Origin of the sequence: Pontibacter deserti, from assembly GCF_023630255.1 — a bacterium.
Lineage (GTDB): Bacteria > Bacteroidota > Bacteroidia > Cytophagales > Hymenobacteraceae > Pontibacter > Pontibacter deserti.
The window spans coordinates 2,640,060-2,659,320 of the sequence record NZ_JALPRS010000001.1 but is presented as its reverse complement, the minus strand read 5'-3'; the positions used below and the strand labels follow the sequence as shown (position 1 = coordinate 2,659,320).

The window sequence follows — 19,261 nt, the reverse complement described above, 5'->3', positions numbered from 1 at the left end:
TACCTTTCAGTTGTGAGTCTTATATCTTATGTCTGATGTCCTGTGTCTCTTTAAAAAATTATCATGAAAAAACATATACAATTACGAGCTGTTATACTTGCCGGTATGGCCCTGCTTGGCGGACAGCAGGTTATGGCGCAGATCGCTGTAAAAGGCGAAACAGTTTATACAATGGCCGGCTCACCCATTAAAAATGGTGTGGTGCTGATAAAAGATGGCAGAATAGAAGCTGTAGGCGCTAACCTGCAGGTGCCGCAGAACTATAAAACCTATACAGCCAAAGTTGTTACGCCGGGTTTTGTAGATGCCCATACTTCTGTTGGCCTGGCTGGTATCTACAACGTACCTGCCGACCAGCAGCAACTGGAGAAAACCGCCCCTATACAACCCGAGCTACGTGCCATCGATGCCTATAATCCAAATGAAGAACTAATAAGCTGGGTTCGCAGCCATGGTGTTACAACTATAAACACAGGGCATGCGCCCGGCGCACTGGCAAGCGGGCAGTTAATGGCCTTAAAAACATCCAAAGATGGCTTTGATCATTTGCTGGATACCACCAGTATGGTAGCTTTTACCTTAGGGGCATCAGTAGGGGAGAACTATAACTCTCCTAAAACATCGGCAAAAGGTATGGCTATGCTGCGATCAGAGTTGCAGGCTGCGCAGGCTTATGCCAAAAAGATGGCAAATACAGATGCAGCAAAACGCCCAGACCGTAACCTGAAACTGGAAACACTTGCAGGTGTGCTGAGCGGTAAGTATAAAGCATTGGTAACAGCCAATAAAGCACAGGATATTATGGCGGCCCTGCGTTTAGCCAAAGAATTTAACCTGAATATGGTATTGGATGGTGCTGCAGAAGCATACCTGTTGGTGAATGAGATAAAAACTGCAGCAGTACCGGTTATAGTGCATCCAACTATGGCACGTGCTTACGGAGAGAACAAGAATATGTCGTTTGAAACGGCAGCTATACTTGCCAAAGCTGGTATTCCGGTAGCTATTCAGAGTGGTTTTGAAGCCTACGTGCCCAGAGCGCGTGTATTGCTTTTCGAAGCCAGTGTAGCAGTGGCAAACGGTATGCAGCCCGAGCAGGCATTAGCAGCCATCACAACAGCGCCATCCAAAATGATTGGGCAGGATAAACGCATTGGTTCACTGGAAAAAGGAAAAGATGCCGATATCGTACTCTTTGATGGTGATCCGTTTGAATATACCTCTCATGTATGCACTGTAATTGTAAATGGCAAAGTGGTAAATGAGAAGTGCATGTAAATAAGTATAAACCGGCACCTGTTTAAATAGAGCGCAGGTACCATTTTTTTAAGTAACTTTTTTAACGGGTGCAAGTATGAGTGTTGGGTTTACGTTCGTTCTGTGTTAAGCTATTTTTCCTCTGTTCGCCTGTCCGTATTTTATTCTGCAGGAACCTGTAACATTGTTAAGTGAAAGTATAACCAGAATAATATTAACCTTGCTATATTTGTATCACCAAATCTAAAGTGTCTCTATCACAAAATATTAAAGACAAAATGAATTACGATAACATCGTTTCTTTACTTGGTTCTGAAGGAGAAAGCCTTCTTCAGTATGAAAGCAAAACTATTTCTAAAGAGCAGCTGCACGTCCCGGGTCCGGATTTCGTAGACAGAATTTTTGCCCAGAGCAACCGTAGCCCACAAGTGTTGCGCAGCCTGCAGCAAATGTTTGACCATGGCCGTTTAGGTGGCACTGGTTACCTGTCTATCCTGCCTGTTGACCAGGGTATAGAGCACACTGCCGGTGCATCTTTTGCGCCAAATCCTATTTACTTTGATCCAGAGAACATCATTAAGCTTGCTATTGAAGGTGGTTGCAACGCGGTTGCTACAACATTTGGTAACCTGGCCATGATGTCCAGAAAATATGCGCACAGAATTCCATTTATCGTTAAAATCAACCACAACGAGCTGCTGACTTACCCTAACAAGTTTGATCAAATCATGTTCGGTTCTGTGGATGAAGCCTGGAATTTAGGTGCAACTGCAGTAGGTGCTACTATCTACTTTGGTTCTGAAGAGTCTTCCCGCCAGATTATTGAAATAGCTGAAGCATTTGAAAGAGCGCACCAGCTAGGTATGGCAACTATACTTTGGTGCTATACGCGCAACAACGCCTTTAAAAAGGATGGTGTAGATTACCACGTAGCTGCCGACATTACAGCACAGGCTAATCACCTGGGTGTAACTTTACAAGCCGACATCATTAAGCAGAAACTTCCTGAGAACAACGGTGGTTTTACAGCGATCAATTTCGCTAAGTCGCACAAGGATATGTACGAAAAGCTGACAACTGATAACCCGATTGATTTAGCGCGTTACCAGGTGGCAAACTGCTACATGGGTCGTGCCGGTCTTATCAACTCTGGAGGTGAATCTAAAGGTGAGTCTGACCTGGCAGATGCAGTGCGTACAGCTATTATTAACAAGCGTGCGGGCGGTATGGGCTTAATTTCAGGCCGTAAAGCGTTCCAGAAAGATATGAAAGTTGGCGTTGAGCTACTTAATGCAATTCAGGACGTATACCTGAATAACGAGATTACATTAGCGTAATTTGTAGCAGAACTGCTGATAATTACATATTTTTGTGGCCTGCCTTTTTTAAAGCTCTCCGGAGACTGAAAGGCAGGCCATTTTTTTGAGTGACTGGCCGGTTGGCTGCAAGTATAGTTATAACAATTTAAGTGCATAGCGCACGCTTTAAACTATGATGCCTTGGTTTAAAAGAGTAGAAAAGGGGATTCATACTCCTACTGAAGAGAAGAAAGAAACACCAGATGGTTTGTGGCATAAGTGCCCGGAGTGCAAAGCTGTAACAAGTATGGCTGAACACCGCAAAAACCTGAGTACTTGCATTAAATGTAACCACCACGACCGCATTGGTTCTAAGGAGTATTTTGCTATACTTTTTGATGATAACGAATTTACAGAACTGGATGTGAACCTGACCTCAGGCGATCCGCTGGATTTCGTGGATTCTAAGCCTTACCCAAACCGTATAGTTGCCACTCAGAAATCAACTGGTCTGAAAGATGCAGTGCGCAGTGCCTATGGTAAGATGAATGGTCGCGAGATTACTGTTGCCTGTATGGACTTCGCCTTTATTGGTGGCTCTATGGGGTCAGTGGTAGGAGAGAAAATTGCCCGCGCCATTGACCATGCCCGCAAAACACGCACACCTTTTATGATGATCTCTAAATCAGGTGGTGCGCGTATGATGGAAGCCGGCTTCTCGTTAATGCAGATGGCTAAAACATCTGCAAAACTGGCATTGCTTTCAGAAGAAGGCTTACCGTACATTTCTATGCTGACTGATCCGACTACAGGTGGTGTAACGGCATCTTATGCTATGCTGGGTGATTTTAACATTGCTGAGCCAGGTGCACTTATTGGTTTTGCCGGCCCACGTGTAATTAAAGAAACGATTGGTAAAGATCTTCCGAAAGGCTTCCAGAGTGCTGAGTTCGTACTGGAGCATGGCTTCCTTGATTTTATAGTTGACCGCAAGGAACTGAAGGAAAAACTGACAAACTTGCTAAGTATGGTTTGTGAGCAAGAAACCGAAAAAGCAAAAGCCAAAGCGAAAAAGACTACCAAAGCATCTTAACCAGTTTAAAATATAAAATAAAAAAGCCTGCTCTAAAAAGTGCAGGCTTTTTTTATTGCCTAATAATCACATTGTTAAGCTTCTATATTTAAAAAAACTAATATTATTTAAAAACGGCTTGTATTGTTTTGAGGATTTGATTCGTTGGTGTAAAACTGGCACTCGTATTGCAATACGCTCTGCAGCGAAAGCCAAGAAATTTATCAAAAACAGTACAATTACCGTAAAACTAAATCTTTACCAATTTTAAGAAACATGAAAGCTTTAAAATTATCATTAACCTCGTTTCTAGCGGCAGCTATGCTGTTTACTTCCTGCCAGAGCACGCGCCCAACAGCAGACAACTCAGGTACAACTACTGAAACTACTTCCCAGACGGGTACACAAACAGGTACCACTCAAAAGAAGGGAATGAATAAAACAACTAAGGGCGGTATTATAGGTGCAGGTTCAGGTGCCGTAATTGGTGGTATCATCGGTAACAAGATGGGTAACACTGCTGCCGGTGCTATTATTGGTGCTGCCGTTGGTGGTGCAACAGGTGCCGTTATTGGCAGAAGAATGGATAAGCAGGCCGAAGAGCTGGAAAAGAGCATGGAGAATGCTAATGTAGAGCGTGTAGGAGAAGCTATCCGAATTAATTTTGATTCAGGTATTTTGTTTGCAACAAACTCTGCTGAGCTAAATGCATCTGCTAAAAAAGATATCGCGAAACTTGCCCAGACACTGAAAGAGTACGAAGGTACGAATGTGATCATCGAAGGCCATACAGACAATACTGGTAGCTATGAACTGAACCAGAAGTTATCGGAGCGCCGTGCACAGTCTGTGTTAAACTATGCGAAAAGCCTTGGTGTAGAAGGATCTCGTTTACAAGCTAAAGGGTATAGCTACGACCAGCCAATTGCTGATAACAGCACAGTACAAGGTCGTTCGCAAAACCGTCGTGTAGAAATCATTATCGTTGCTAACGAGGAAATGAAGAAAGCTGCAGAGAGCGGTGAGATTAACTAAACAGCTTACGTAATATACTTAACAGCGCTTGTTAGCTTCGGCTGGCAGGCGCTTTTTTTGTTTATACTTCATGTAACGCGTATACCTAATGTTAAGGGTATTAAAAAAAACGTGAAATATTTTAGTCATTACAGTATACAATATAAGCTATATAAAGTGGTAAGTCTCAGTGTGATAGGTGTAGATTGCCAATATTTGCTTATATTAATAGTATTGAAAGCAGGTGCAAACCCGGAACATTTTTGAAAATATAAAGTATCAACCTCAGAATCTAGCGATTCGCTAATGTAGAATTAAACACAAATGCATATGAAAAGTATCAGAATTTATTTATCCATTTTAGTAATCTTTGGTTTATTGTTCTCATCATGCGCCAATAAATCAGGCAGCACAAGCGACACAACCACTACCCAGAAAAAAGGCATGAGCAAAACTGCTAAAGGCGGTATAATTGGTGCTGGTGCCGGTGCTGTAGTAGGTGGTGTAATTGGTAAAGCTGCAGGCAACACTGCTGCCGGTGCTATTATTGGTGCTGCCGTAGGTGGTACAACAGGTGCCCTTATCGGACGTAAGATGGACAAACAAGCAGAAGAACTACGTCGTGACCTGGAGAATGCTCAAATAGAGCGTATAGGTGAAGGTATAAAGATCACTTTTAACTCTGGTATACTGTTCGCTACCAACTCTGCTGAGCTGCAGTCATCTGCCCAAACTGATATCTCGCAGCTGGCAACTACTCTTAAGAAGTACGCAGATACAAACATCCTGATAGAAGGACATACAGATAATACCGGTACACGCGAACTGAACCAGGCGTTGTCTGAGCGTCGTGCAGAATCTGTTGCAAGCTACCTGACGCAGCAGGGCGTTTCACGTAACCGTATGACTACACAAGGATATGCTTTTGACCAACCAATTGCTGATAACACTACAGCAGCCGGCCGTCAGCAGAACCGCCGTGTAGAGATTGCGATCTTCGCGAACGAGAAAATGAAGAAAGCCGCTGAAAAAGGCGAGTTATAATATTTGATTAAAGTGTAATTTTTGGTGATTTTTTCAGCCGCACCTGTAAGTGCGGCTGTTTTTCGCTATTCGCTTCCTTTTTTACATTACCAGTTAATATGAAACTATACTTAAAAATGGCTTTTTTGAGTACCGCCATTTCCCTTATCTTTAGTGCCTGCGAACGAATGAGCCAAAACAACGCAAAGCTTACACAGCAAGTGCTCACCGCTCGTCCGGCAGTTAAATAAATACCCTTACAACTTTATAAACCAGAAGAGCAGGAGAAGATTATACTTCTCCTGCTCTTCTGGTTTTTGTTATCTTAAGACTGCAGAAGGTTTTGATTAAGATCATTAAGATTAAAAACTATTATCGGCTCCTGAATCTGTTGAGCAAATAAGTTATACACATCGCCAACACACTGCCTGCAAAACCTAAAGCAATATCTTTCTGTGCATCCCAGATATCGCCCTGCATTCCCAGGAAGTCCATGCCTTGTTCAGATCCTTTATAGAATAAGTCTGCAACAGCCCATTCTGCTAACTCATATAAGGCCCCCAACGACAGCACAAACTCTATTGGGAGCAGATAGCTTAAAATGCGTCTTATTCTGAAACCATAAGCCAATACCTCGTGCATGGGGTAAGAGAGCAGCAGCCCGAAGCCTAAGTGCACCAGGCGGTCGTAATTGTTCCGGGGCTGGTTAAATTCAACTTGCAACCACTCGCCAAAAGGATTATCAGGGTATTCGTACTGGCTGCCGTATACATGCAGCAGCAAAAACAGGAAGATCAAAGTATAGCTGGTATCTGAGAACCGAAAGATATTGTAAAAGGCCACCAAGAAGATAAGCAAGGATAAAGTAAGGGAGTTTTCAGTGAACCAGTTTATAAGGTCAGGAGTAGTGATGGCCGAATAAATCCAGAAAGTAAGGAACAACACCATGTACGCCATGTGCAATGGCTGGCGCAGGAAAGGCTTTCGGAGGATGGCTTGTCTGGTGGTTACAGTCATTTCAGGATATACTTGTTACAGCACATTAACCTAAAACTAATACCTATGTTTTTACAAATTTGATACAGGCGGCGTATCTTTGGGTGCCAACATAAAGCAGTTTATACTTTAACACCATACCTATGACATTAAGATTACTGGCAGTGCTATACTTTGTGTGCTGTAGCCTGGTAGCTGTAGCGCAGGAAAAACTTTTACAGTCGGGCCCAATGGTTGGTTATTCCGAAATGCGGGAAGTAAAACTATGGGTACAGACAAAAGAGCCTGCTAAAGTAAAGATCAAGTACTGGGCAAAAGATAATCCTGATAAGGTATACACAACCTCCGAAGTAAAAACTGATGCCGACCATGCCAATGCGGCACATTTGATAGCCGATAAAGTAGAGCCCGGTAAAAAGTATGGGTATGAACTGTATATCAACAATAAAAAAGTAAAACGTAACTACCCACTCGAGTTCCAGACACAGGAGTTGTGGCAGTGGCGTAAAGATGCCCCCGACTTTTCGTTTGCAGTTGGGAGCTGCTTTTATGTGAACGATACTCCTTACGACCGCCCGGGTAAACCATATGGCAGTACCAGCTTCGAAATTCTGACATCTTTGCAACAAAAGAAACCGGACTTTATGCTTTGGATAGGTGATAATACATACCTGCGCGAAGCGGACTGGAATACAAAAACAGGGATACAATACCGTTACACGCATACCAGATCAGTGCCGGAACTACAGCCACTTTTGGGGTCTGTACATAACTACGCCATGTGGGACGACCACGACTATGGTCCTAACAATTCTGACAGAAGCTTCTGGGCAAAAGATATGACCTTGGAAGCTTTTAAGACCTTCTGGGCTAACCCAAACTATATTTTTGAAGATGCAGGTATAACCGGCACATTTACATGGAATGATGTACAGTTCTTTATGATGGATGACCGCTGGTACAAGAGCCCGAACTCCCGCACAACAGACAAAGCATATTTAGGTGATAAACAGCTAAACTGGTTGATAGATGCCCTGCACGCAAGCTCAGCTACCTTTAAAGTAATTTGTGTTGGCGGGCAGGTGCTGAACCCGGCAGAAGAAAAGGAGAACTATAGCAACCATCCCGAAGAGCGCCAGCGCCTGTTAGATGCTATTCAGAAAGGGAAGATAAAGGGCGTGATTTTTATGGATGGCGACCGCCACTTTACTGAGCTTACCAAACTAGAGCGCGAAGGGACTTATCCGTTATATGACTTTACAATATCAGCACTTACTGCCGGCGTATCAAACCCTAAAGATGAGCCCAACACATTGCGTGTACCTGGTACATTAGTTTTAGAACATAACTTTGCATTGATCAGTGTGAATGGCCCTGCTACAGACCGCAGGTTTAAAGTAACGATCTATAACACAAAAGGCGTTGAGATCTGGCAGAAAGAATTAAAAGCCTCTGAGTTAAAATAAGCTTAGAAGTATACCTATAGCTCAGGCCATTAAGCCGGGCTCATAAACCACCAGGCGGATCGGGTTATCTGATGGATTCTGGGTTGGGTCGCAGTGGTACCCGAATATTTCATAGTTCGCAATGTAGGGGAGCAGCTTTTTGTAGAAAGTATGGCCGGTATTCTCCGCGTTAAAAGTGATGTCGTGAAACACACAAGTTCGCATGGCAGGCATCTTATCCAGCCGCTCAAACAGTGCTTCAGGTTTGCCCAGGTCACCAGAGTAAGCTATGCGAGTTTCGTTCTCAAAGATATAGGCATACGTCTGGAAGTTTTCTGAATGCTGCCCGAAGGTGTCTACGGCTGTAATGCCTGCAAACTGTTCTAAGGGTACAAACTCTGCATACTTTTCAGGGTCTTTTACCTGCGGCTCAAGTATGGCAAATAACTCGTGCTTAAACTGCTCTGATGGATAAAGTATAACCGGCCGTGGGCTTTTCTCAATAATGCTCTTGTATAATAGTAGCGTAGGCAGGCTACCGCAATGGTCGTTGTGCAGGTGCGTGAGCAGAATGTGGTCTACCTTTGCGATCAGGCTTTTATGAACCAACGTCGGGAAAACGGTAAAGCCGCAATCAATCAGTAAATTTATTCCCCTGAACTTAAGCAAGGCTGCTGAGTTCAGGTAATCCACATCAAAAGCGCCGCCGGTTCCTAAAAATTTAATCTGCATACAAGGTTCATTATTGCTCACTGCCTGAATATCTAAAAGCATATAGCGTACAATTCTTTAAATGGTTGTATCTAAAGTATAATTGGGGCGGGCAGATTTTACGGGTAAAACTGTAGTTGCTGAGGGGATAGCAGGTATTTTGGTAATTGAGCGTTGCTGCAGGCTTAACTGAACACGCATAGGTACGTAAGGAAATGTGCAAAACTATACTTGCTTATGGATGCACATGAACTGCCGCCCGAAGAGAAAACGAAGCTGACACACGAACTCCTGAATAAGGCTTATAAGCGCCTGAAACTGGAGAAGCGTCGCGATCATATGCACGAGCTTATTTCTACGATGCTCTCGCACCGCACCAACCACAAAGACGAAGAGACGGCCTACTATACTATGCTGGAACGCTTCGGGGATTGGGAAGGCGTAATGAATGCTAACTTCGATGACCTGGCTGATGCTATTAAAACCACCCGTTACCCCGGACAGAAAGTACCGCAGATCCAGCAAACCTTACGCATTATAAAAGAAGAGCGTGGCGAGTTTAGTATCGATTTTCTGGAAGACTTGTCTGTGGATGAAGCAATGACCTGGCTCACTAAGTTACCAGGCGTAGGTTTAAAAACTGCTACATTGCTATTGCTATTTAACTTTTATAAACCTGTAATGCCTGTAGATACGCACGTGTTCCGGATAAGCCAGCGGGTAGGGTTGATAGGAGCCAAAGTAACGGCCAACAAAGCACACGACCTGCTGCTGTACATGCTGCCCGAAGAACCGGTTGAGTTATTTAACTTCCATGTGCATATGCTGCGCCACGGGCAACGCGTTTGTACATTTTTTGCTCCTAAGTGCGAAGAGTGTGTGCTCCACAACATTTGCAATTACTACCAGGATGTGCGGTTTAAGGGAATCGATAAAGCGGCGTAGGAGATAGGGTAAACTATAGCAACTATCTCAGCATCCTGAAAAGATGTAAGGTGCAACAGCTACCCAAATCGGGATCAGTATCCAGATGCGCCCTTTTATTATGTTATAGTCTTCGAGCATTTGCGCCCACGTTTTGCCCGACATGTAGCCTATTCCAAACTCAAAAACGAGTGTTAAAACAAGCCAGAGCACTCCGATATAAATTGCATGTTCTGAAGTAGCGGGCGGGTACTTGTTTATAACAAACCAGATGTAAGCAGCAAAAAGTAAAATGAGTGTTATAGTTGAGATCTGGCGGGCAAGCAGTTCACCTACATACTTCTTATACACAAAATCTCTTATGGTGCCGTTCAGAACAGCAATCACGATCATCGGAAACCATAACAAAAAATACTTTAACATAGCTGGGTATGTTTTGCAATTCGCTGATGTGCCTGTAAGTATAAGTTGTGCTAACGGCTTTGCTATGGTGCGTTTAAATGCACTATAGGTTTTGTTGTGGTTTCGTTTTTATTTCATATTTAATTTCTGACTCCGAGGTATACTTCCCTTCAATATACCAAATCAACAAGTCTTTAAAAGTCATATCTGTTACCGTTCTTTTGGGTGGAAACAAATCTGGTTTATCAATCTTTACATTGTTTAAAGTCAGTAACTCAATAGTATATAGTGGCAGCCATACTGATAATGTCAGAAGGCTTTTAAGAGCGGAAAATGAATCAAATAGTTCTCCTTCAGAATAAAAATGCTTATCATATTGAAAGTCACCAAAATCAAGCTCGAACTTTTCTACAAATTTTAACAGTAGGTCATAGTTATCATCTCCATACAAGCCCAGGTCTTCCACTACTGTAGTGTCCAGAGATTTAACATTCTCCCAAGACTCCGACTCTAAAAAGCCTTTAACTGTAATGTAGGCGTGACGCAGCTTCGAGAACTCTACTTGTTTTATCTGTTTATCTTTCATAGTTCAAATGCACCACAACTACCAGACAAACGAAAACATACGCTTATCTGCACTATGTGCGTAGTTAATTTGGGGTTTATCAGCATATTGCTACCACAATATAGCTCTTTCCAACTATAAAGTATAATCCACCACAATCACACCAAGTATAGCAGAAGAGTAAGTTATGTGGGAGCTACCTATTTCAGCTTTCCGAAACGATAATTGAAAGACAGGCTAAACTGGCGGATCTCAGTGTTAGACTCCCGCACCTGGTAAAAGTTTGGGTTAATAACCTTTGTTGAGGAACTTCGGGTTTTCCGGAACGGGCTCCTTACTGCCAGGTTTATACTTGCCTTGTTATCTTTAAGAAAATCTTTATTCACAGAAAGGCTGCTCCAGGTATAGCCACCGGTTTTGCCCTGTAACAATATATTAGGAGAATTATAACCTAAGTTGCCACTGGCGCGCCATCCCTTGCCAAACCTGTAACTTGTACTACCCTGTATATGATATGTAAAGCCTTCGTTATTCTGAGGTTTGCCCTCTAGCTGGCTTGTATAGCTCACATAATTAGAGCCCGAGTTAATACTGATATTCAGCTTTTTAAATAAGGTGGTGTTGCCGTTAAGGGTTAATCCATAGTTTCGGTTCTGGCCTAAATTACCATAAGTAGTGCGGGCAACAGAATCTGTGCCCAGAACAGTAAATTGCTGTATAGAATTGTTCGTGAAATTATGATAGATATTCGTGTTAATAGAGGTGCCTTTAAAGAAAGTATCGAACTCCAGTTGAACAGTATGGCTGGTTGCAGGATCCAGGGTTGGGTTGCCAAAGCTGATGTTCAAAGGGTCAGTAAGGTCCACGTAAGGATCCAGGTAGTATAGCCCTGGCCGCTCTATTCGCTGGTTATAGGAGAGTTTTATGGTACTGGTACCTTTTAGCAAATACGATAGGGTAGCGCTGGGGAACAGGTTCAGATAATTCTGTTTCACCTCTGTTCCGGATGATCTGAAGTCTGCATCTAATCTTGTCTGTTCGGCTCTTGCTCCGCTTCTCAGCCCCCAGTTACCCATTTTTATAGTTAGCGATACATAAGCAGCATGTATATCCTGATTATAATTAAAATTATTACTCTGGCTTGAGTCAAGCAGAAACTCCCCTGTTTCCGGATCTTGTGTTTTATAGAAATAATTGCTGCTGTTCTTATCAAGTAAAGATTTTAAGCCTAGCTCCAGTATCTGTTTGCCAACTGGTTGAATGTAATCTGCCTGCAAAGTATACTGCCTAGACTTATCCTGATTATTTGTAGTGCTTACCCGGCCAGTATAGTTAAAGATAGGCTGTAACGCGAAATCTGATGTACTCTTATTATCGCTGCTGATCCGGTTAAAAGAAAAGGAGAGTAGCTGCTGATCGTTTTTCCTGGAGCTATGCTGGTAACTTAAACTCAGGTCATTACCATTGGTTTTATAGTCTCCTGAGTTAAGGTTTTTGTAAGCTTCCGTTACTTCGCCGAGCGTATTTAATTGCTCCACATGCTGTTCATAGTTATTGGAGCCTTTGCCACCGTTCAGGCCAAAAGAACCGGTAATATTATCCAGTGAGTTCAGGTCATAGCTTATTTCGCCGCTCAAACTGTTGAACCTGCTTTTACTACTGCTCTCACCTGTCTGCTCCAGTCTGTTCTGCTGCATGATATCCTCTCTGAAGAAAAAATATTTTCTGGCAGGGCTGGTATTGGTGCTGCTGTTTATACGACCAGAGAAGTTAACCTTACCGGCATTAGCAGTTACGTAGCTACCACCATTATAACCTTCCGGGCTGTTAGCTCCCAGGTTTACAGAACCATTATAGCCGCTTATACTTTTCCGGTAAGTAACAATATTGATAATGCCCCCGACACCGGCAGCCTCGTACCTGGCCGGCGGGTTTGTAATTACCTCTACTTTTTTAATTGAATTGGCCGGTAGCCCTTTCAGTATATCTTGCAGGTTACCTGAAAACAACGACGATCTTTTACCATTAACCAGTATCTGGTAAGAATTACTCCCGTTTAGTAGCAGGTTGTCATCAGCATCAACTGTTAGCAAAGGTATTTTCCTAAACATATCCAGTGTGTTTAGTATGGCACTTTCCGGATCTGCATCAACATTATAAATAAGTTTTTCGGCATCCTGCTCTACCAGGGGCTTCTGTGTTATTACCTGTATCTCATCCAGGAGGGTGGCAGTGGAGGCAAGTGATATGGTGCCCAGGTTTATAGTTGGGGAAGTAAATGCGGGTAAGGCTATAGTTTTGGTTTTATAACCTACATAAGAAAGTATAAGCTTGTATTGGTTTTCCGGGAGTCCAGTTATCTCAAAAAAACCGCTGTCATTTGTGAGGGTGCTTTTTATAGTTTTAGTAGTTACTGATTCTTGTACAACTACTGTTACATAAGCTAATGGTTGTTGGTTGATGGAGTCTGTTATAGCTCCTTTTATAGAGTTGGTATTTGTAGTTGAGGATTGAGCTATTGCTAAAGAAAAAGAATAACAGCATAGTAAAACTGTTAGAATAACTAGTTTGATATTATAAAATATTTTTGGCAAAACTATATTAAGAACTAGGGAATGGTATATGAAACTTAAAGTATTTCATCAACTAATAATATAAGTTTTACTGCTTTTAGCTTATACAAAAGCTAAAAGCCGAGGAGTTAACCCCGGCTGTTTTTAGCATTTCATCAAGTTGTTTAATCTCTAGAAGCTAAGTTGAGAAGTACACTCACTACCATCAGGGTATATAACTGTAATGTAACCTGAGAAACTTGGGTTTAGGAGTCTGATTTCGAATTTACCATTACCATAAGTACAAGGTCCTGTGTCGGATGCAGTAAATAATAAGTTACCATTTCTAGGAACACCTGAACCACTGGCTGAAAAATCGTAAGTAGTTAAGCCAGGAGATTCCGATCCGGGATCTTGTTTTCTTTGTCCTGGACTAATGCATTGGAATTCACCTGTTAATGAGCCTGATAAAATCCAATCTACCTCTTCATTCACGTTGCCAAGTCCGGCTATTTTTCCGGATATTGATATTGTGTTATTTTCTGTAGAAATTGATAACTTTTGAACTTGGTGGCAATCTGCATAAACGCCTAAACTAAACAACGCGATAAGCGCGATAACGAAACTGAAGGTTTTTGTTTTCATAATTGTTGGTATTTAATGTTGAACATTTAATGTTGGTGATAATTTTCTGTGGTGGATATAGTCGATTTGCTTTTTAAAAGCACACAGCAGTGCCAGCCAAGAGATATGAAAACCACTTGCGCTAGAAGTTTAGAGAGAGGAGTTTAATTTGTAGTTGAGACGAGTTAACTATATGCCCTGATCTGTCAGGAGTGCATATCAACCTGGTGCCAGATCCCGTATTTCGGGGTTTCTTCGGTTATCAATACATCACAAACGCTCATATAGGTAAAGGCCTGCGAAAATGCCTGAAAATATGCTAAGGAAGACACATTTAATGTTATACAGGGTATTCACAGAAGAAGCCTTTAATTACATGTAACTACCATATTTACATGTGTCAGGAGTTCTAAATAAAATATACGATTGTAATTTTAATGTTATTTATTTATAATAAAAAAGTAGGTGTATGACTCAGTAGATCTGCTGACTGTATAAAAAATAATGGGGAATTTATATACCCTATATCTTTTAAAAGGCTGTTTAATAGCTATATTAAGCGCTTTTGAACTATAAAGTGATTAGAATTCAGATAATTTTGAACTGATGTTGTGATGAAGATGTAGCTTTAAAAATTGTACCCCAAGCTCGCCCCCAACTCACTTACATCAAGTGTAGCCTCTCTGCCACAAACCAGGGCTAAGTTCAGGGGCTCGTGGCCAACCGGGAAGTTGTAGCAGACAGGATAGTTATACTTGCCCGTGTGCTCCAGTATAATCTCGTAAGCAGTTTTGCCGAAGGGGATGGCATTATCTTTCATATCGCTCATATCGCCGACTATAAGGCCAGCCAGGTTGCTGAGTTTGCCGCTTCGGTCGAGGTGCACGAGCATGCGGTCGATGTGGTACAGGTATTCATCCAGGTCCTCGAGGAACAGGATTTTGCCATCGGTGTTGATATCGGATTTGGTGCCGGTTAGTGTATGCAACATCGATAAGTTTCCGCCTACCAGTTGCCCTCTGGCGGTGCCGGTGCGGTTAAAGGGATGCGGTGCTGAAGTATAACTCAGGTTTTCTCCGAACAATACCTGGCGCAATGTTTCAACAGAATCAATCGTCCCTACGCGACCAAACAGCACCGGCATAATAGCATGTATTGTTTCGATGCCTAAGTTATGGATATGGCTGTGAATAGTGGTTACATCGCTGAACCCGATCACCCATTTCGGCTGCTTTTTAAATTTCGTGAAATCTACCTGATCGATGATGCGGGTAGTGCCGTAACCCCCGCGGGCACAAACGATAGCTTTTATACTTTCATCATCAAGCATCTGCTGGAAGTCCTGTAAACGGAGCGCATCGTCGCCGGCAAATTGATTATAACTGGCATTTATACTTTGGCCAAGCACCACCTGCAGTCCCCAGTTCTCAAAAGTATGGAGGGCAGGTATAAGCTCTTGTGAAGTAATTTTCCGGGCAGTAGAAATAATAGCGATTTTGTCGCCGGGCTGTAGGGCAGATATCATAAAAAGTATAAAGTATAAGCAATTGCCAAGTTAGGAGATTTTAATAAAAGTTGCAGTGCGCCGGTGTTGCTAAACTATAGCCAGAATACACAGCTAAGTTTACAGCTATACTTCGTCGTAAGGGGTAGCTTGTTCGTTTATCAGGCTTTCGTTATCGGAAGTAACTATTGCCGTAGCTTCAATTTCTACTAAAAGCTCTGGGTTAATAAGTGCGCTTACCTGCACCATAGCGGAGGCAGGTTTTATACTTCGGAACACCTCGCCATGGGCACGGCCAACTTGTTCCCATTGGCTGATGTCAGTTACAAACATGCGGGTGCGCACGACATCGGTTATGCTTGCTCCGGCCTGCTGCAAAGCCAGTTCTATTTTCTGAAGTATAAACCGGGTTTGTTCATAAGCATTGCCTTTGCCTATAATTTCGTCGCCGTTGGTAGCGGTGGTGCCCGCTACTTCCACTATATTGCCAACGCGCACGGCACGGCTATAGCCAACTATATCTTCCCACACAGCACCCGAGGAGATGTTTTGTCTTTTCATAGTTTAGGAATTAGAGAGTTTAAGAGTTTAGGAGTTAGAGAAGTATAAATGTAGAAAATCTGGAGTTTAGTTAATTCATCTGAACATTCGTAATCTATACTAATTCATAATTCATAATTTTGAATTTATAATTCCTGATTGATGCTCCTGAGAACCAAACCTGTACTCTGCAACTATTACGTTACCTACCGCTGTAACGCAAAGTGCTCGTTCTGCGACATCTGGGAAAAACCATCACCCTACATTACACTACAAGATGTAAAGCAGAATCTGCAGGATTTAAAAAGATTAGGGGTGCAGGTAATTGATTTTACCGGCGGCGAACCGTTGCTGCATCGGCAGATAGATGAAATGTTGGCTCTGGCGCATAATATGGGTTTTATTACCACGCTTACTACCAATGCCATGCTTTATCCTAAACTGGCTGAGCGGCTAAAAGGTAAAGTAGACATGCTGCATTTCTCTCTTGATTCTGCACATAAAGAGAAACACGATGCCGGAAGGGGAGTAGCCTGTTATGATTTTGTAATGGAGTCTGTTAAGGTAGCAAAGGCATTGGGCGAACGACCGGATATACTTTTCACGGTGTTTAAGCACAACCTGCACGAGCTGGAAGAAGTGTATCAACAGCTGATTTTACCGAAGAAGCTTATACTTATACTTAATCCGGCTTTTGAATATAACACCGTAGATACCGGCGAACGCTTAACTGAAGAAGAACTGGATTACCTGACCCAATTTGGCAAGCGTAAAGGCGTATACCTGAACGACGGCTTTATACAACTACGTAAAGATGGCGGTAATCATGTTGGAAATCCGGTCTGCAAAGCTGCTACTACAACTATAGTTATCTCTCCTGAGAACGAACTTGTTTTGCCTTGCTACCACCTGGGTACCAAAAGCTACCCGATCAATGGAAACCTGCAGCAACTATACTATAGCCCCGAGGTAGAAAAATTAAAGAAACTGGAAGGTCGGTTGCCTGCCTGCGAAGGATGTACTATAAACTGTTACATGCAGCCCAGTTTTGCCGTAAACTTGAACAAATACTTTTGGAAAGCCTTGCCCAGTACCTTAAAGTATAACTACCACAAAGGCACCTGGAAGCGGCTGTTGGCTTAGTTATAGTTATTGGTTATTCGGATGATCAGCAATTAAAATCTAACTTTACAACCCATTCATAATTCGTAATTCTTAATTCATAATTCAAAAAACTATGCCCGTTATACTTCCGGTTAAAGGCTTAATGCCACAGTTGGGTCAAGATTGTTTTGTAGCAGAGAATGCTACTATAGTTGGCGATGTAGTAATGGGCCGTGAGTGTTCGGTATGGTTCAATGCGGTTATCCGGGGCGACGTGAATGCAATTCGTATAGGTGATAAAAGCAACATACAGGATGGCGCTGTTATACATTGCACCTACCAGAAAGCCGCTACAACTATAGGTAGTAACGTATCTATCGGGCATAATGCAATTGTACATGGCTGCACCGTAGAAGATAATGTGCTGATAGGAATGGGGTCGATTGTGATGGACAATGCACTGGTGCAGAAAAATTGTATAGTGGCTGCCGGGGCCATTGTGCTGGAAAATACAGTTTGCGAATCGGGTTGGATTTATGCCGGTATACCTGCCCGTAAAGTAAAGCAACTAAGCCAGGAACAGATAGATGGGCTTGATAAAGTAGCCAACAACTATGTGATGTACAGCGGCTGGTTTACAGGCAAAGAGTAAAACAGAAAAGCCTGCTTTGCCAGTTTATAATTGGCAGAGCAGGCTTCTGTACTCTTTTTTAGTAAATTTTAATGCTCCGGCATTTCCCGATAAACAGTTTCTTCGCGCATTTCTTCGCGTATTTTAAACAGAACAGATATCAGGCTCCTTTCTGATTTCTCCAGCACCCGAACTTCATATTCGTTAAAATCTATAGTATCGGTAATGTCTTCAGGAATCTGCCCGTAAAGCACACTTACCAGTCCGCCTACAGTTTCATAATCCTCACCTTCAGGCAGCGGGTAAGGCAGGTAATCATTCGCATCTGAAATAGGAGCCGCAGCACTGACTTTATATTCAAAGTCACCGATCATTTCTACCAGCGGTACTTCCTCATCATACTCGTCCTGGATCTCACCTACCAGCTCTTCAATAATATCCTCAATGGTAACTATACCTGATACGCCTCCAAATTCATCGGTAGCAATAGCCATGTGCAGGTGCCGGCGCTGAAACTGTTTCAGCAGTCGGTTGATCTTCTTGGTTTCAGGTACAAAGTAAGCCGGGCGGATGAGTTTCTCCAGTACTACAGGCTCACCAAGTCGCATAATGCTTAACAGGTCTTTTACATATAGTACCCCTACAATATTATCAATGGTGCCATTGTAAACCGGTAACCGGGAGTAGCCTTCGTTAAAAATGATCTCCATCAGGTCATGCTCCGAAATGTTGATGTCGATGGCAATCATTTTAGTACGTGGTACCTGTATCTGCTTTACCATGCGCTCATTAAACTGGAACACGTTCTCGATCAGCTCATGCTGAGAATCCTGTATGGCACCACCTTCGGCACTTTGTTCAAACAACAGGCGCAATTCTTCGGCAGAGTGTACTTCAGAACCATGCAGAGCACGAATGCCCATAGAGCGAAGTATAAAATTAGATAACCCGTTCAGGATCCAGATAAATGGTATGAACAGGATATAGAAGAAGCGAAGCGGTAGCGCAATGGCAAGCGTAGTAGATTCAGGTCGCTGAATAGCAAGTGACTTAGGAGCCAGCTCGCCGAACACAATGTGCAATACAGTAATCAGGGCAAAGGCAATTGGCAAAGCTATACTATGGGCAACTTCAGGACTTGGCTCAAAACCAAATGCTGACATAATGTTGATAATGATCTGCGACACTACGCTTTCACCTATCCAACCCAAGCCAAGTGAAGCCAGCGTTATACCTAACTGCGTTGCTGATAAGTAAGCATCTAAATGCGAGATCATGTGCTGCGCCATTTTAGCCATAGTGTTACCGGCCTGGGCACGCAATTCTATCTGAGAAGCCCTGACTTTTACAATTGCAAACTCAGCAGCCACGAAAAAGCCATTGAGCAACACCAGTAATATGGTCAGGAAAATATTGAATATCATAGTTTATATCAGCAAGCTTAAGCTACTAGAGCTGTAAAATTAACTAAAATACGATGTTAACCTACAAATGTATATAGTTTGGAAAATATTAGCTGATATAATAGCACTCAGAACTGTTTTGGTAAAAGTATTCATATAAAAACATAAAGGTGCCATGTAAGGCACCTTTATGTTG

At 42.6% G+C, this 19,261-nt stretch carries 18 protein-coding genes; 9 read left to right on the top strand and 9 right to left on the bottom strand.

Annotation, left to right across the window (positions count from 1 at the left end; translation table 11 throughout):
• Positions 1-63: 63 nt before the first annotated feature.
• The 5 genes from MJ612_RS11680 (at position 64) to MJ612_RS11660 (ending at position 5,685) form a co-directional block, all read left to right on the top strand.
• A complete protein-coding gene (locus MJ612_RS11680) occupies positions 64-1,278 on the top strand; it encodes an amidohydrolase family protein (protein WP_222619804.1) in 1,215 nt (404 codons plus the stop codon).
• 257 nt (positions 1,279-1,535) lie between these two features.
• Complete coding sequence (locus MJ612_RS11675) at positions 1,536-2,594, top strand: class I fructose-bisphosphate aldolase (RefSeq protein WP_187033699.1); 1,059 nt, start codon at positions 1,536-1,538, stop codon at positions 2,592-2,594.
• Between the two features lie 157 nt (positions 2,595-2,751).
• A complete protein-coding gene (gene accD, locus MJ612_RS11670) occupies positions 2,752-3,648 on the top strand; it encodes an acetyl-CoA carboxylase, carboxyltransferase subunit beta (protein ID WP_187033751.1) in 897 nt (298 codons plus the stop codon).
• A gap of 255 nt (positions 3,649-3,903) precedes the next feature.
• On the top strand, positions 3,904-4,662 hold the full coding sequence (locus MJ612_RS11665) for an OmpA family protein (RefSeq protein WP_250419133.1): 759 nt from the start codon (positions 3,904-3,906) through the stop codon (positions 4,660-4,662).
• Positions 4,663-4,971: 309 nt separating this feature from the next.
• A complete protein-coding gene (locus MJ612_RS11660) occupies positions 4,972-5,685 on the top strand; it encodes an OmpA family protein (RefSeq protein WP_187033698.1) in 714 nt (237 codons plus the stop codon).
• Positions 5,686-6,036: 351 nt separating this feature from the next.
• Here the strand turns inward: MJ612_RS11660 and MJ612_RS11655 are convergent, their stop codons facing one another.
• Entirely contained in the window at positions 6,037-6,681 is a 645-nt protein-coding gene (locus MJ612_RS11655; RefSeq protein ID WP_187033697.1) for a DUF2238 domain-containing protein, read from the bottom strand.
• 122 nt (positions 6,682-6,803) lie between these two features.
• Between MJ612_RS11655 and MJ612_RS11650 the strand changes: the two genes are divergently transcribed.
• The gene (locus MJ612_RS11650; RefSeq protein ID WP_187033696.1) at positions 6,804-8,126 is read left to right on the top strand and encodes an alkaline phosphatase D family protein; all 1,323 of its coding nucleotides are present in this window, start codon (positions 6,804-6,806) and stop codon (positions 8,124-8,126) included.
• 21 nt (positions 8,127-8,147) lie between these two features.
• Here MJ612_RS11650 and MJ612_RS11645 read toward each other — a convergent pair whose 3' ends face one another.
• Positions 8,148-8,837, bottom strand: coding sequence for an MBL fold metallo-hydrolase (locus tag MJ612_RS11645; RefSeq protein ID WP_187033695.1), 690 nt, complete (start codon positions 8,835-8,837; stop codon positions 8,148-8,150).
• Between the two features lie 216 nt (positions 8,838-9,053).
• Between MJ612_RS11645 and MJ612_RS11640 the strand changes: the two genes are divergently transcribed.
• Positions 9,054-9,761 (top strand): endonuclease III domain-containing protein, encoded by a 708-nt coding sequence (locus MJ612_RS11640; protein WP_187033694.1) that lies wholly within the window; start codon positions 9,054-9,056, stop codon positions 9,759-9,761.
• A gap of 27 nt (positions 9,762-9,788) precedes the next feature.
• Here MJ612_RS11640 and MJ612_RS11635 read toward each other — a convergent pair whose 3' ends face one another.
• The 6 genes from MJ612_RS11635 to MJ612_RS11610 all read right to left on the bottom strand — a co-directional run bounded on the left by MJ612_RS11635 (position 9,789) and on the right by MJ612_RS11610 (position 15,948).
• A complete protein-coding gene (locus MJ612_RS11635) occupies positions 9,789-10,163 on the bottom strand; it encodes a hypothetical protein (protein WP_222619802.1) in 375 nt (124 codons plus the stop codon).
• A gap of 82 nt (positions 10,164-10,245) precedes the next feature.
• Positions 10,246-10,728, bottom strand: a complete 483-nt coding sequence (locus MJ612_RS11630) for a DUF1493 family protein (protein ID WP_187033693.1) — start codon at positions 10,726-10,728, stop codon at positions 10,246-10,248.
• A 179-nt stretch (positions 10,729-10,907) separates the two neighbouring features.
• Positions 10,908-13,301: a TonB-dependent receptor domain-containing protein gene (locus MJ612_RS11625; protein WP_187033692.1), complete on the bottom strand. Its 2,394-nt coding sequence runs from the start codon at positions 13,299-13,301 to the stop codon at positions 10,908-10,910.
• Between the two features lie 150 nt (positions 13,302-13,451).
• Positions 13,452-13,904 (bottom strand): hypothetical protein, encoded by a 453-nt coding sequence (locus tag MJ612_RS11620; protein WP_187033691.1) that lies wholly within the window; start codon positions 13,902-13,904, stop codon positions 13,452-13,454.
• Between the two features lie 607 nt (positions 13,905-14,511).
• Positions 14,512-15,408, bottom strand: coding sequence for a S66 peptidase family protein (locus MJ612_RS11615; protein ID WP_187033690.1), 897 nt, complete (start codon positions 15,406-15,408; stop codon positions 14,512-14,514).
• Between the two features lie 105 nt (positions 15,409-15,513).
• Complete coding sequence (locus MJ612_RS11610) at positions 15,514-15,948, bottom strand: RidA family protein (protein ID WP_187033689.1); 435 nt, start codon at positions 15,946-15,948, stop codon at positions 15,514-15,516.
• Between the two features lie 141 nt (positions 15,949-16,089).
• Here MJ612_RS11610 and MJ612_RS11605 point away from each other — a divergent pair, with 141 nt between their 5' ends.
• Both MJ612_RS11605 and MJ612_RS11600 read left to right on the top strand, forming a co-directional pair.
• Entirely contained in the window at positions 16,090-17,070 is a 981-nt protein-coding gene (locus MJ612_RS11605; RefSeq protein ID WP_187033688.1) for a radical SAM protein, read from the top strand.
• 94 nt (positions 17,071-17,164) lie between these two features.
• Positions 17,165-17,683 carry a gamma carbonic anhydrase family protein gene (locus tag MJ612_RS11600; protein ID WP_187033687.1) on the top strand — a complete coding sequence of 173 codons (519 nt, stop codon included), beginning with the start codon at positions 17,165-17,167 and terminating at the stop codon, positions 17,681-17,683.
• A 68-nt stretch (positions 17,684-17,751) separates the two neighbouring features.
• Here the strand turns inward: MJ612_RS11600 and MJ612_RS11595 are convergent, their stop codons facing one another.
• A complete protein-coding gene (locus MJ612_RS11595; RefSeq protein WP_187033686.1) occupies positions 17,752-19,086 on the bottom strand; it encodes a hemolysin family protein in 1,335 nt (444 codons plus the stop codon).
• Positions 19,087-19,261 lie beyond the last annotated feature (175 nt).

Bases quoted from the DNA above. Each gene is read 5' to 3' on its own strand.
- MJ612_RS11680 (WP_222619804.1), top strand. From the start codon at position 64: ATGAAAAAACATATACAATTACGAGCTGTTATACTTGCCGGTATGGCC.
- MJ612_RS11675 (WP_187033699.1), top strand. From the start codon at position 1,536: ATGAATTACGATAACATCGTTTCTTTACTTGGTTCTGAAGGAGAAAGC.
- accD (WP_187033751.1), top strand. From the start codon at position 2,752: ATGCCTTGGTTTAAAAGAGTAGAAAAGGGGATTCATACTCCTACTGAA.
- MJ612_RS11665 (WP_250419133.1), top strand. From the start codon at position 3,904: ATGAAAGCTTTAAAATTATCATTAACCTCGTTTCTAGCGGCAGCTATG.
- MJ612_RS11660 (WP_187033698.1), top strand. From the start codon at position 4,972: ATGAAAAGTATCAGAATTTATTTATCCATTTTAGTAATCTTTGGTTTA.
- MJ612_RS11655 (WP_187033697.1), bottom strand. From the start codon at position 6,681: ATGACTGTAACCACCAGACAAGCCATCCTCCGAAAGCCTTTCCTGCGC.
- MJ612_RS11650 (WP_187033696.1), top strand. From the start codon at position 6,804: ATGACATTAAGATTACTGGCAGTGCTATACTTTGTGTGCTGTAGCCTG.
- MJ612_RS11645 (WP_187033695.1), bottom strand. From the start codon at position 8,837: ATGCAGATTAAATTTTTAGGAACCGGCGGCGCTTTTGATGTGGATTAC.
- MJ612_RS11640 (WP_187033694.1), top strand. From the start codon at position 9,054: ATGGATGCACATGAACTGCCGCCCGAAGAGAAAACGAAGCTGACACAC.
- MJ612_RS11635 (WP_222619802.1), bottom strand. From the start codon at position 10,163: ATGTTAAAGTATTTTTTGTTATGGTTTCCGATGATCGTGATTGCTGTT.
- MJ612_RS11630 (WP_187033693.1), bottom strand. From the start codon at position 10,728: ATGAAAGATAAACAGATAAAACAAGTAGAGTTCTCGAAGCTGCGTCAC.
- MJ612_RS11620 (WP_187033691.1), bottom strand. From the start codon at position 13,904: ATGAAAACAAAAACCTTCAGTTTCGTTATCGCGCTTATCGCGTTGTTT.
- MJ612_RS11615 (WP_187033690.1), bottom strand. From the start codon at position 15,408: ATGATATCTGCCCTACAGCCCGGCGACAAAATCGCTATTATTTCTACT.
- MJ612_RS11610 (WP_187033689.1), bottom strand. From the start codon at position 15,948: ATGAAAAGACAAAACATCTCCTCGGGTGCTGTGTGGGAAGATATAGTT.
- MJ612_RS11605 (WP_187033688.1), top strand. From the start codon at position 16,090: ATGCTCCTGAGAACCAAACCTGTACTCTGCAACTATTACGTTACCTAC.
- MJ612_RS11600 (WP_187033687.1), top strand. From the start codon at position 17,165: ATGCCCGTTATACTTCCGGTTAAAGGCTTAATGCCACAGTTGGGTCAA.
- MJ612_RS11595 (WP_187033686.1), bottom strand. From the start codon at position 19,086: ATGATATTCAATATTTTCCTGACCATATTACTGGTGTTGCTCAATGGC.